This is a genomic window from Gardnerella lacydonensis (assembly GCF_048545055.1).
GTDB classification, from domain to species: domain Bacteria; phylum Actinomycetota; class Actinomycetes; order Actinomycetales; family Bifidobacteriaceae; genus Bifidobacterium; species Bifidobacterium vaginale_C.
Window position 1 is genome coordinate 402,679 of record NZ_JBKQXT010000002.1, and the last position, 13,967, is coordinate 416,645.

Annotated in this window: 10 protein-coding genes; 2 read left to right on the top strand and 8 right to left on the bottom strand. The window is 39.0% G+C overall.

What is annotated here, in order from left to right; genetic code table 11:
• Positions 1 to 137: 137 nt before the first annotated feature.
• Positions 138 to 1,190 (bottom strand): ABC transporter substrate-binding protein, encoded by a 1,053-nt coding sequence (locus ACJV45_RS03735; RefSeq protein WP_016811592.1) that lies wholly within the window; start codon positions 1,188 to 1,190, stop codon positions 138 to 140.
• Positions 1,191 to 1,506: 316 nt separating this feature from the next.
• Between ACJV45_RS03735 and ACJV45_RS03740 the strand changes: the two genes are divergently transcribed.
• Positions 1,507 to 2,298, top strand: a complete 792-nt coding sequence (locus ACJV45_RS03740) for an ABC transporter permease (protein ID WP_004121512.1) — start codon at positions 1,507 to 1,509, stop codon at positions 2,296 to 2,298.
• Between the two features lie 86 nt (positions 2,299 to 2,384).
• On the opposite strand, the gene ACJV45_RS03745 is transcribed toward ACJV45_RS03740, so the two are convergent.
• From ACJV45_RS03745 to ACJV45_RS03755, 3 genes are all read right to left on the bottom strand, one after another.
• Complete coding sequence (locus tag ACJV45_RS03745; RefSeq protein WP_419397675.1) at positions 2,385 to 5,999, bottom strand: UPF0182 family membrane protein; 3,615 nt, start codon at positions 5,997 to 5,999, stop codon at positions 2,385 to 2,387.
• A gap of 148 nt (positions 6,000 to 6,147) precedes the next feature.
• Entirely contained in the window at positions 6,148 to 7,437 is a 1,290-nt protein-coding gene (locus ACJV45_RS03750) for a uracil-xanthine permease family protein (protein WP_004121515.1), read from the bottom strand.
• Between the two features lie 345 nt (positions 7,438 to 7,782).
• Complete coding sequence (locus ACJV45_RS03755; protein ID WP_004121518.1) at positions 7,783 to 8,151, bottom strand: DUF488 domain-containing protein; 369 nt, start codon at positions 8,149 to 8,151, stop codon at positions 7,783 to 7,785.
• A 240-nt stretch (positions 8,152 to 8,391) separates the two neighbouring features.
• Between ACJV45_RS03755 and ACJV45_RS03760 the strand changes: the two genes are divergently transcribed.
• Entirely contained in the window at positions 8,392 to 9,453 is a 1,062-nt protein-coding gene (locus ACJV45_RS03760) for a YeiH family protein (protein WP_004124473.1), read from the top strand.
• Positions 9,454 to 9,536: 83 nt separating this feature from the next.
• On the opposite strand, the gene ACJV45_RS03765 is transcribed toward ACJV45_RS03760, so the two are convergent.
• The 4 genes from ACJV45_RS03765 to ACJV45_RS03780 form a co-directional block, all read right to left on the bottom strand.
• Entirely contained in the window at positions 9,537 to 10,292 is a 756-nt protein-coding gene (locus ACJV45_RS03765) for a L,D-transpeptidase (RefSeq protein ID WP_419397676.1), read from the bottom strand.
• Between the two features lie 113 nt (positions 10,293 to 10,405).
• Positions 10,406 to 11,494 carry a redox-regulated ATPase YchF gene (gene ychF, locus ACJV45_RS03770; RefSeq protein WP_419397677.1) on the bottom strand — a complete coding sequence of 363 codons (1,089 nt, stop codon included), beginning with the start codon at positions 11,492 to 11,494 and terminating at the stop codon, positions 10,406 to 10,408.
• A gap of 57 nt (positions 11,495 to 11,551) precedes the next feature.
• Entirely contained in the window at positions 11,552 to 12,355 is an 804-nt protein-coding gene (proC, locus tag ACJV45_RS03775) for a pyrroline-5-carboxylate reductase (protein WP_419397678.1), read from the bottom strand.
• Between the two features lie 135 nt (positions 12,356 to 12,490).
• Complete coding sequence (locus tag ACJV45_RS03780; protein WP_419397679.1) at positions 12,491 to 13,870, bottom strand: alpha/beta fold hydrolase; 1,380 nt, start codon at positions 13,868 to 13,870, stop codon at positions 12,491 to 12,493.
• Between the last annotated feature and the right edge of the window lie 97 nt (positions 13,871 to 13,967).

A 13,967-nucleotide genomic window follows, 5' to 3' on the forward strand; every position in this document is an offset into this window, starting at 1 on the left:
CAACGAAATGGGCGTACCGATTGAATACTACTTAAATACGTAGACTCTCGATACGCCCTCATATACTGCGCACTATTCTACCAATAAGGCGGTCATTGTTTAAATAATGCGGTTATTGTTTAAAACTTTAGCAAAAACTACTTTAAGAATTCGTCGGTGGATAATTCTTTAGCTTGAGGAGTTTTATGAGTTACTTTACCTTTTGCATCAGTGTAAGCTCCTCCTTGGCTTAAGAAGTCAAAGTAGTCTTGAGCACCTTTAACATCACTTGTACCAAACACAAACTTGCCACTTTTAATATCTGCATGGTTTCCCCAATACTGCCCATCGACGATCAGTTTCATGCTGCGTTTAACAAATTTTGGATTAAGATTTGCGTCTTTCGCTTCTTTAACCAAGATGTCAGATGCTTCATCTGGGTGCGAATACGCGTATTCATAACCACGCTTTGCAGCTTTAACGAATGCGCGAACAAGCTTAGGATCACGTTTAATTGTTCGCTTATTAGTAATAATACCAATCGTATCTGGCTGACCAGGAACTCCATAATCTCTAGATCTAAAACAACGAAGCTTAGGACCGAACATATCTGCTTGAACACCTTCCCAAGTGCCATAGAATCCGCCAAAATCAGCTTTACCAGATTCAAGAGTACGGAAAGTTGAGGTTCCAACAGTAACTTTATCGAATTTACCCTTGCCGCCATCATGCTGAATCATTCTGTTAATTACAACATCACTTTCTGCAGCACCAAAAGACGCATAAGTTTTTCCATCAAAATCTTTAGGAGAATGAATCTTATTGTTTTTAGCAAGAGCACACCAGATAGCACTTGGTTTTTGCTGCACTTGCATAACCTGCTCAAGATTAGCACCCTTTGTAGAAGTATCAGCAACATTAGTTAATGTAGTAAGAGCAAAATCAGCTGCACCACTATCTACAGCATGTTCAGAACCAGTTGGAGCAACAGCAAGCATATCTACATCTAATCCTGCATCCTTAAACCAACCTTTATGCTTTGCAACATAGATACCAATGTGATTAGTATCTGGTGCCCAAAAAAGCATAAAAGATACTTTACGAAGATTCGAGTTTTGATTATTACCCTCAAATCCACATGCAGAAAGAGATAATGCACAAAATGCAGAAAGAATAAACGCAAGACTACGCTTTAAAACACGCATATTCATGAGTTCCCTACTTTGTTTTTACTTACCATTTTCTGGGAAATGCAGCACAGACTTGGCAGAAAACGGTATCAAGGGCCTAGCCCGCGCCGTTCAATGCCCCCTATCAAGCTCTAAGAGTTTGACTAGGTTTGCCACACATTGACTCACGAAACATTTTGATTATGCACGATTCAATCGACAAATTAGTAATCATGTTACAAACATAAGATTCTGATAGAATACACGTGCTATTCTTATTTCTGAATTTATGCGATTGGGGCAGCAGTCGCTATTTTTATGTCACTATTTTAATATTCAAGAAAAGGATTGAAAATAAATGACGCAATCGCGTTTAAAGACTACGCTTGCAAAGTGTCTGCCAACTGTAATATCAATAGCAATTGTGCTGATTCTATGGCAATTTGCTTGCCAATACTATAAGATATCGCCAAATCTTATTCCTGCACCAACTTCTATTGCGCAAGACACAATTGAATCATTCCCTACTCTATTGCCTGCTGCACTAATAACAACTCAAGAAACAGTTATTGGCTTTGCATTAGCAATAATATGCGGAATTCTTCTGGGCGTATTTTTCCACGTTTCTAAGCTAGTTAAGTCTGCTTTATTCCCATTACTGTGCGCGGCTCAAACTATGCCTTTAATTTCCATTGCACCAATTTTCTTGATTTGGTTTGGATTTGAAATGTCTGGGAAAATAGTAATAGTAATGATTTTTAGCATGTTTCCTATTGCTGTTCAAACTGTTCGAGGATTAGACGCAGTTCCTAGTTTTTATACCGATGTTGCATTAACTTGTGGAGCTAATGCTACTTGGACTTTGTGGCATGTTAAGTTGCGCGTAGCAGCTAGGCAAATTTTCGGAGGAATTAAAATTAGCGCAGCATATGTTTTAGGAACAGCTGCCACAGCAGAATATTTGGGAGCTAGAAACGGCTTGGGCATTTGGCTTCAATCCGCATATAACTCTTTTAGAACTCCACTTATTTTTTCAGCAACTATAGCAATAATAATTCTTACAGCTCTTCTAATGCTTGTTATAAATGCAGCCGAAAAACTTCTTCTAGGTCCTGTGGAAGACGATGAAGATCCAGATAATCAACTGTAAAACTGAGATATAAAATTAATGCCGAGCATAATGTAATCGATTATGTTCGGCATTAATTTTTATTGTTCCAAAACTGTCTTCTAATTCTACTTAACAGCTTCTTCACTCATTGCATCATTAATAGCATCGCTAAGCTCTTTTTGAGCCTTTCCATATGCTTGCCAATTCCCTGATCTCATTGCAGAATCAGAATCCTTCAATGCTTGAGCTGCTCGTTTAAGTGCAATCCTAGCTTTTTCACTAATAGAATTAGATTTTGCAGGTGCATTTGCACTATTTTTAGCATCGCCCTTATTGGAATTATTTGCATTATTTTTATTGGAGACATTTTCATTTGAGCCAGAATTATTAGAAGCATCGCCAGCGTTTGCGCCAGAGTTTCCTCCAAACACTTGGTTTAATGCTTCATCCAAAGTGTCAGCAAACCCAACTTGGTCTCCAAAAGCAACAAGCACCTTCTTGAGCAAAGGATAACTTGTAGATCCGCTAGATTGTACATAAACAGGCTCTACGTAAACTAATCCTCCACCAAGTGGCAATGTAAGCAAGTTTCCACGCTTAACTTTAGTTGAACCAGATTCAAGCAAATTCAACTCTTTAGAAACATTTGCATTAGCGTTGAAATTGTTTTGCGCTTGACCAGGACCTGGAACATTGGAAACTTTAGGCAACTCTTGAAGTCTTAGTTTGCCATAATTTTCGCTTACTTTTCCAGCAACATTTCCAGCATCGGAATTTACCGACAAGAATCCAGTTAGGATTTCTCGAGTGATTTTTCCAGCAGGAATGTATGTGGAAACAAGCGAGAATACTGGCTTGTTGGCCCCTCTGGTTTGCAAAGTCAAATAGTATGGAGGCTGCAAAATATCTTCTCGTTGAAGACTTTGAGATTCAGTAGGATCAACTGGAGTCTGCCAGAAGTCTTCTCCCGAGAAGAACTGGCTTGCACTATCAACATGATACTTCGCTAGCAAATGCCTTTGCACTTTGAACAAGCTTTCTGGGTATCTAATATGACTCATCAAATCGCCAGAAATCTTAGAAATATCGTGATAATGACCTGGGAATATTGATCTCCAAGCTTTAATCACAGGGTCTTTTTTATCCCACACATATAAGTCAACTGAACCGTCGTATGCATCAACAGTAGCTTTAACTGAATTGCGAATATAGTTTGCTCGCTGATTCGTTAAGCCTTTAATCGAACGAGATGTTGTTGTTGTAGAATCTTGAGTCACCTGCCCAAAATCAGTCATCTGCGAATATGGGTAGGAGTCGGACGTTGTATATCCGTCAACAATCCACTTAACTCGTCCGTCAACAACCGCTGGGTAAACGCGCCCATCTAAAGTCAAGTACGGAGCGACTTTAGAAACGCGAGTCTTAGGGTCGCGATCATACAAGATTTGAGAATCAGAAGTAACTCTATCCGAGAATAAGATTTGATCTGACTCAAAACGAATAGCATGCAGCAACTTAGAGAAGAAGTTTCCTACACTTGGTCCACCATTTCCCTTAAACGTTGTTAAAGCACCATTTGAACCAGTTGGATAATCAAATTCCCAAGGAGCAGAGCCTTTTGGAGAACCAACAATCGAATACTTTGGAGCGTTTGGAGAGAAGTAGATACGCGGCTCATACTTCTTCAACTTTGTAAGCTTTCCTTGAGTTGGAATTCCATACTCCATAAATTGCGGCTGACCGTCTGCAGTAACCTTATTTCCGTAAGCTGCAACAATGCCATAGCCGTGCGTATAAACAGTGTGGTCATTAACCCAATTTCGATTATCGTTTCCAGCTAAATCAAGCTCTCTTGCAGCAATAACCGTGTCTTGGCTCACGCCATCAATGTCGTACTTATCTACAGAAAGAGTATCTGCAAAAGTGTAGTATTGCTTAGATTGCTGCAATTGGCGGAATGTTGGAGAAGTTACTTGAGGGTCTAAAAGCCTGATTTGTGCAGTAGACTCCGCTTCTTTTGCAAGCGCTCCCGACTTTCCTTCCGAAGTAGCGTTATACGATTCTTTTTTAACATTATTTAAGCCATACGCAAACTTAGTTGCATCTATATTTCGCTGAATATAAGTAGCTTCTAATTCTTGAGCATTAGGCGCTACCTTAAAACGTTGCAAAAGAGCAGGCCAAGCAAAAGACAACACCATAGCGCATACAACTAAAGACGCAACAGCTATAGCAGGCGTGCGCCAAGCTTTAACAGCTACAACAAAACGCGTGCCAATTTTTACATTCCCATTAAGAGCATGAGATTTTAGCAACCACGCTGTTATAACAATTCCAACAATTAGTGTTATTACAGCCATTGCAATGCTGGAAGGAACACCAGCATTCATATCTGTGTAAGATCCGCCAGTAATCTTAGAACCATCCAAATTTACAATCGCAAACACATCTAAGATTTGCAAAATAGACCAGAAAATAACAACTAGCATAAACCATGCAGAAATTTGACGCCTTGCGCTTTTAGTTATGCTAAAAATGCCTTTGCCGCCTACAGGAAGCGTAATCCTTACAGCTCCCATCAAAGCGTTTGTTATAACGCTAAATAGCAAAGAAACACCAAGAAGAACAATAAACGCTCTTGTAAAAAGTCGCAAGCCTGGCAAAGTAAACACGTAAAAACCGTTATCAAATCCAAATTGTGGATCTTTAATACCAAACGATTGGTAATTAAACATAAGCAAAATTTGCACCCAATGACTATAGAATTGCATTCCAAACACAGCACCTACAATCAAAGACACAATTCCTGCAACATGCATTGCAAGCTTAGAGCTTATTCCCTTTTTAGTGTCTAAAATATTGCCTTTTTCTTTAACATATACGCCATCTTCGCTTCCAGGGCGTTTTTTAATCGCAATATATGCAGACAAATACCCGAACGCAGCCATAAGCAGAGCGTACAAAGCCCAAACGCCGATTTTAGCGGCTAGTTGAATCCAGATTACGCTCTCGAATCCAAGTTGCGCATACCACATGCAATCTGTAATAAAAGTAGAAAAACCAAAAATAATTGAGCATATAAACGCTATTGCGACTACTATCGCAACAATAATCCAACGCCATTTTCTTGATTTTCCAACAAACTTATTTACATCAAAATCTATTCTCATATAGCGATTATTCTCCTTACTATTTGAGCTTTTATTATCGCTTTTATTGCTTTCACTATTATCGCTAATATTGCTAGTATTGCTTTCGCTATTTTCGCTATCTTTGCTAGCATCGCTATTTTTTGGCGAATCGCCTTCGTCTTCTAGTTTTTTCTTAGCTTCTAATAGATCACTAAAAATGTCACCGAGGTCATCATCGTCAGTATAATAGTCTGCCCAATCTTTTATTTTTTTTGTAAACTTTGAAAAATTCTTGTCTTTGTTTTTACTATTAGACTCATCTTTAGACTCATCTTTAGACTCATCTTTAGCAACAACATTTGCAACAACATTTGCATTGCTATTATCTTCATCAATGCTTTCGATAACTACATCTTGATCGCTGAAATCATCCGTAGAAGTATCGGACGAAGTATCGGCAAAATCATTATTTTGATTGCTCTTTTTCTTTCCATCGCTTGAATAATCAGAACGCTTATGCACTTTAGTGTTTTTAGGTTTTCTAGCCATATACGCGCCAAAAGCAGCCCATGCAACGCCAATGATTATTTCTATGATGACTTTCAACATAAGGTTAATAGTACTATACTAATTATTCCTAATCTACTTGTTGTGTTTGTTGTGTTTGTTGTGTAATCAAAAATAATTACAAAAAAACGCGCTCGCAAAGTAGCGAACGCGCCTAATTTGATTAAATTAAATCATATAAGCATTTAAGCTAGGCAACATCTGGATCGTCTTTAGCGATTGTTCCAGTAAGCTTTCCAATTGCTTTCATTACGTGGTAAACAACCAACACAACAACAGTGCCGATTGCAATACCATTGAACTGAATTCCAGAAACAGCAAATTGGAAGTTAGCAATACCTATAATCATAACGATTGCAGCAATCATAATGTTAACTGGCTTATCGAAGTTCACTTTGTTTTCTACCCAAATGCGCACGCCAATCATGCCAATCATGCCGTAAAGCAAAGTGGTTACACCACCCAAAACGCCTGCTGGAATGGAGTTTACAATTGCACCAAACTTTGGGCAAAGGCTTAACACGAATGCAAAGAATGCAGCGCACCAATAAGCGGCAGTAGAATACACTTTTGTTGCAGCCATAACGCCAATGTTTTCGCCATAAGTCGTAGTACCGCAACCGCCAAAGCAACCAGCTATTGCAGTACCTAAGCCGTCTGCAAACAAAGCTGTACCAATCTTGGAATCGTAGTCGCGGCCAGTCATTTGAGCTACAGACTTAACGTGACCGACGTTTTCTGCAATAAGAACGAGCACAACTGGCAAGAACATAAGCAAAACAGAGAAGTCAACTTGCGGAGTGTGGAACTTAGGGAAGCCAATCCAAGCTGCTTGCTCAATCTTGCTAAAGTCAACTTGACCCTGGAAGCATGCATACGCGTAGCCAACAAGAACACCAAGCAAGATGTTCAATCGTCCAAGAAGACCGCGGAAAATCACTGCAATAAGCATAACTGCAACCAAAGTTACCAAAGCGGTGTCTGGAGCCTTTTGGAAGTTGCCCCAAACAGCTGGGCCCAAGTTAAAGCCGATGATTGCAACGATTGCACCGTTAACAACAGGAGGCATAATAATGTCAATCCACTTTGCTCCTGCAAAATGCACAAGCACACCGATTAAAGCAAGAAGCAAACCAGTGCACATAATGCCAAAGCTTGCTACAGCAATGCCCTTATGTGCTGCAGTTACAGCCATAACAGGCGCTATAAGACCAAAAGAGCTTCCTAAATAACTAGGAAGCTTATTTGCGTTGATAAGTAAGAACAGTGCCGTGGAAAGAGCCGTGAACATTAAAGTAGTAGACGGATCAAAGCCTGTAAGAATTGGCACTAAGAATGTTGCGCCAAACATAGCAATAACATGCTGAGCGCCAATACCAGCAGTACGAGTCCAAGTTAAACGCTCATCTGGCTCTACTACTTCTCCTGGCTTCAAAGTTTTTCCGTCACCATGAAGCTGCCATGTAAACAACGATTTCATCGTTTTCTCCTTGCATAAAACAAGTTTATATATACGTTTGTGATTGAAAAACAACCACCAAAACAAGCGCCAGCTTAAAAAAAAAAACAAGCACTACTCGAGCGCAGGTTTGGCAGCTTCCGCAGAGGTCGCCATCAACCGCCGCCCCTTAGCCAAGTGGACATTCTAATGTACTAATCATAAAGTGTCGAGGCAATTTTAAAAATAACAAACTTACATGTTATTTTCATTGAAATATCAAGGAAAATCGGTGTGTCGAAAACAGATAAAACACAACTAATTATTGCTAATAAAAGTTTATACTTATAAACTTTTGCTTATGGATTAGATCTACTTATTACAATCTTAATTTTGTAAAACATTTTGAATATAATCTTTTAACACAATTGCATGATTTATACGCGGATCTTTCGCTCCATATAAAAATGTTACTTTTTTATTTTTTCTACATATATCTACTATTTGGTTTACACAATCTTGATTCTCGTCTAGCTCTTCAACATAACGATTAGAAAATTCTTTGAAGCGCTCAGGCTTATGACTAAACCATTTTCGCAAATCACTTGATGGAGCAATATCTTTACACCACAAATCAAGATTTGCCTTTTCTTTACTTATGCCTCTAGGCCACAATCTATCTACTAATATTCGCAAGCCATCATGTTCATCAAATGATTCATAAACACGTTTAATTTGGATATTAATATTGCACATAATTACCTCTTTAACTACATACAATGATTACACAATTATGATTTTTTTCAACACGATTTAATTAAGAACAATATGAATTGAACTAATACAAAACTACGATAGATTTTTATCGAATATGTTTTATTATGTGATTTTTATTTTTAGCGTGTTGCTTGTAATCAAGCCGAAATGCAAATAAATGTTTAAATTTTTTTGAATTTTTGTTCTCTTTTGTCCGATTATGGGAGAATAATTAGCCAAATGGTTAATTTCTTTGATACTTGGAAAAAGAAAATCTGCACCATCAACATGGCTCTTATAGCAGTGTTGACTCTTCTAGCTTCCTTAATTGGTAGCTGGCTCAAGCAGTTCCCAGGCTTAAGCCTTTTGGGAGCGCTTATTATTGCGTTGCTTATTGGTATGGCTCTGCAGCTGCCTTTGCACGTATACAAGTTGAATAATGATTCTAGAAGAGCTGGAGTTAAATCTTCTGCTGGTCTAATTGCAAATAAGCTTCTTCGCCTAGGTATTATTTTGCTAGGCTTTAAGCTAAATTTGCACGTTCTATTCACTCAAGGTTTAAAGTGCCTACCAATCGCAGCTGTACTCGTTGCTGTTATGGTTTGCGTTACTTATAACATTGCAAAACTTCTTAAAGTAAGTCCTCAGCTTGCAATGCTAACAGCAGGTGGAACAAGCATTTGCGGAGCGGCAGCTGTTATGGGTCTTTCTGGCTCCATGCCTGTACCTCCACAAGAAGAAGATGAAAAAGAACAAAACGAAGTTATGGCTGTTGCAACAGTTGCAATAATGGGCACAATTTATGCTTTGGCAGAAATCTTTATTCTTCCTCATTTTGGAATGACTAAGCAGCAACTTGGAATTGCTGCTGGAGCGTCCCTTCACGAAATCGCACACGCCGTTGCAGCAGGCGGAGCTTTTGGAAGCATTGACATTGCAACAATCATGAAGCTTACACGAGTTCTTATGCTTGTTCCTACATCAATCTTTATTGCAATTTGGTGGAATGCTCGTCACAGCCAAGTAGAAGATAACGGAAAACGCAAAATCAACTTCCCATGGTTTATGCTTGGATTTATTGCAGCATCCGTTATTGGTACGTATGTGCCTTTTGTTTCGTCTTACGCATCCCTCCTTGTTGACGCAGGATACGTATTCCTAGGAATGGCAATGGCTGCTCTTGGAATCAACGTAAACTTTAGAGTTATATTTAAACAAGGAAAAGCAGCATTCTTGGCAAGCTTCTTGGCTTCTATAGTTCTAGTTGTGTTAGCCTGTGGTGCAAGTATTTTGTTCTTCTAATAGAACAGTCATCATAAAAGAAACAAGAGGATTCCTTCAGGGGAATCCTCTTTGCATATATAATCAATGAATATTAAAGTCAGTTATCCAATATGTACAGAAGTTCCATCTGGAATATACGAATAGAACCACTTAGAGTCAGGCACACTTAATCGAACACATCCATGAGATGCAGGAACACCAAGCTTTTGAGCCTCTGGAACAATATAATCACCAAAATTAAACCTAGTTGGCACAGAGTGGAACAAATATTCGGAACCTATAAAGCCAACCCAGTAGTCGCCACCCATTTTTTCTTTATCATTATAAAAATGGTCACCTCGTGCACCAATTTTATAATCACCTTTAGGAGTTGATTCATCCATTCCAGCACTAACAATCATCGTATAAACAAGATTATTATTCGCATAAATATAAACACGTTGTTTTTTAAGATTTACTTTTACGTGTAAATGATTTGCATCGACCCCAGAAAGATTCGGATACTGACCTCCCGTAGGAATTTTCCATAAATCAGAAGATTTAATTAATGGATTATCTAAAGACTTATTTGAGTAATCTATCTTTGTTTTAGATTTTTTATTACTTTTATTACTCTTATTGTTTTTGCGTTTTGAATAATAAGATTTTGTGTTATTAGAGATTCGACTATTTGCTTCTTCAATTACGTGAGATACCTGAAAACCAACAAAGCTGAAAAAGATTAAAATAACTAGAACAGTAGAAACGCGCTTATAGAAAATTTTGCGATTTTCTGGAGATTTTAAGCTAATAATATATTTCACTAATCGCGCAATAAGTGACCTTAGAACGCTTTTTAAAGCACAAAATATATTCATAAAATCTCCATAATAAACAAGATAAAAGGCGCTACCTTGATACTATACTACAGTACCTAAGCAGCGCCGTTACACATTAATATAATTATTGTTTAGACGAATTGTTTAGACAATCACACATTAAACTTAAATTCAACAATATCTCCGTCTTGCATAACATAATCGCGGCCTTCAAGACGAAGCTTTCCTTCTTCCTTAATTTTAGCCATTGAGCCTTGAGCTCCAACAAAATCATCGTATGAAACAACTTCTGCTTTAATAAATCCACGCTCAAAATCAGTGTGGATAACGCCTGCAGCTTGCGGAGCTGTCCAACCCTTATGAATTTGCCATGCGTGAACTTCTTTAACGCCAGCCGTCAAATAGGTTTGAAGACCTAGAATATCAAATCCGACTCGAGCAAGCTGATCCAATCCAGATTCTTGCAAGCCCGCATCAGCTAACATTTCTCGAGCATCTTCTTCATCAAGCTCAGTAAGCTCCGACTCAAATTGCGCATTCAAGAAAATAGCCTTTGCTGGAGCTACAGATGCCGCCAGCTTAGACTTCAAAGAGTCATCCGAAAGCTCCGAATCGTCAACGTTAAACACGTAAATAAAAGGCTTAGCAGTAAGCAAATGCAAATCGTAAACGTCGTCTTTATTAATCAACTTCTCATTATGAGCCTGATCAATCGTCTTACCAGATTCAAGAATTTCCTTAGCCTTATTTACAGCATTTACGTATTCTTGAGTAACTTTTTTGCCACGTAAATCTTTTTCTAACTTCGGCAAAGCATTCTCGATTGTTTGCAAATCCGCAAGAATAAGCTCCGTGTTGATTGTATCAATATCGTCTGCTGGATCTACCTTGCCATTAACGTGAACAATGTCATCATCATTAAATGCGCGAACAACTTCACAAATTGCATCTGCTTCACGAATATTAGCAAGGAATTTGTTTCCCAAACCTTCACCTTCGCTAGCACCCTTAACAATTCCTGCAATATCAACGAATGTAACGGTTGCTGGAACTATTTTCTCGGTTTTAACAAGCTTCGCTAAAACAGGCAAACGTTTATCTGGCAAAGGCACAATACCTGTATTTGGTTCGATTGTTGCAAACGGATAATTTTCCGCTAAAACGTTATTTCTTGTTAGAGCATTAAACATAGTCGATTTACCAACGTTAGGTAAACCTACGATTCCAATTGTTAAAGACATAATTACCTACTTTAGACCAGCTAGAGGAATTGACGACTCCACTATACTCGTATTGTTTTATTTTTGTTGAATTGCATCAACAGCGCTGATAACATCTCCCCTAAAACCACAGGATTCGAGCTTTGCAACACCTCGAATCGTAGTGCCACCAGGAGAACATACTGCGTCTTTCATAACGCCTGGATGAATGCGAGTATCCATATACAGAGCACCTACTCCCTCAATCATCTTTGCAGCCAAACGATATGCGCAATCTCGCTTTAGACCGTACTTTACTCCAGCATCCGCTAAAGCTTCCATGTACATAGCTGTAAAAGCTGGAGCGCAGCTAGAAACACACATTGCAATATTCATGTGCTCGCTATCTACTCGTTCAACTAAAGATATAGGCTCAAAAATCGCGTTAAAAGCTTCTAGTTGACTATCTGTTAGCGTATTTTCATTTTCTGCTAAAGTGACTCCTTGGCAAACTGCGATTGGCGTGTTTGGAATAATGCATTGCACGTGAACATCTTTTCCAAGTAGATTCTGGTAATGCTTAATAGTCCAGCCTGCTGCAACGGATATAATTGCTATTTTTCTATCCACAATAGTTTTTGCGATAGTCTGCAGAACTTCTTCAATCTGATTTGGTTTTACAGCCAGAATTAAAATATCACTAGCATCGCAAACTTCACACGCACTTTTTAAAGCTTTTACACCAAATTTGCTCGTAGTATTAACAAGTTTTTCAAAGTGGGCTGCACACGCAACCATATCTTTTCCTTGCAAAACATTAGCGCGAACCAAGCCTTGCGCAATCGCTTGAGCCATGTTTCCAAAGCCAATAAATCCAACGGTTCCAATTGAGTTAGAACTCATTAATCAATCTCCCTAATAAGTAAACAATAAACTAAATACTAACTTTCTATTAAGCATCTAATCATTTGTACATACAACTTGTATATCTAATCATTTGTTAGGTACTTTAATCAAAAGTTACTTATATTACTTATATCACTTATATATAGACTCTAAATCTCCACGATTTTTTGCTTCTTCTAACAAATGACGGAACACAAAGTCTCCATGAACACCATCATGCTCAAACTCGTTAGTAGTCCAATAATGAGAGTTAGAAATATGAGACAAAGTGTCTAGCTGAAGACCAGAATCAACATACAAGTCATCGAAATAAACCGCTGCTTGCAAAGGAACTTCATTATTTGCAAGTTGATCTAAATCGTAAATCTTGCCAAATTGCATATCGTTCATCATGCAATCAACAGCTGGCAAGAAAGGCTGCAAAGCTTTTTGCTGATCAAACATCCACGGGAACACAGCTTCGCCAGTAAACAAAAGAGGACGCGCGCTGCCAGCAAACTCTGGCATTGTTTCTCGAACTTGCTGAGCTGCCCAACGAATTGGATGATCTAATTCACCATCTGCATAAATGAACTCTTGTAATGGCCAATATAGCGGACTAGAAGACGTTGCATCCATAACACCGTAAAGAAATTCATCGCTTAAATAACCGTCTGCCGTTCCGCCACCATGCTTAAACGCCTTAAGAGAGCCATCTCCATCCGAAAAAGCTGAGTCAATCAACCAATGAACTCTTTCAAAGCTTGGTTTCATACCAAAAGATGATCCAAGAGTCTGGAATCGCTCAACCGTAAGCTTTTCACCATTAGGCAAGAAAACATCTCCTTGAGAAATCCTATCTGCAATAGCAGCAGCGCGCGCAACATCCTGCGGATAACGCTCGTAGAATTGCTCAGTTTTTCTAGCCATACGCGGGAACGTGTGCTCGTAAACTTCTAGAGCATTAGCTGGAACGTGAGGAATACCGCCCGTTGTAAAGCTTGCAAGCAAACCCTGCGGGAAAAGAGACAAATACGTAAGTGTTAAGAATCCGCCATAGCTTTGACCCAAAGAAACCCACGGCTTTGCATTAAACTCAGTTAGGCGCAAATGCTCAAAATCGCGAATAATAGAATCAGCTAAGAATCGCTTTAAGTACCATGCTTGCCTCTCTACACTCACACCGTCGTCTGCCATGCGCTTAATTGTAGAAGCATCTACTCTAGAAGAGCGCCCCACGCCACGCTGGTCTGGAAGAACAACACGAAAATGCTTAATTGCCTCTTGAATCCAACCATCACTAGACGGCGAAAGCGGACGAGGGCACTGACCGCCTGGGCCTCCTTGCAAAAACACTAGCAAAGGCAAATCCTCATGCACATGTTCTGGAGCGCAAATAACTCTGCAAAATAGGCGAATCGTCTCCCCTTTAATAGAATCGCCTGGAGTGTTTTGCTCCCAATCTAAAGGAACATCGATTGCGCGCTCTTCTACATACAATCCTGGTACGTAATACTTTGCTAGCAGTGCCATTGTAAACATTCCTTTCTGCACTCGCATGCAACGTTGCAACAACAAATCACATACAAAAATACACACTCTTATGTAAATCATACTAAAGTTCGATTGT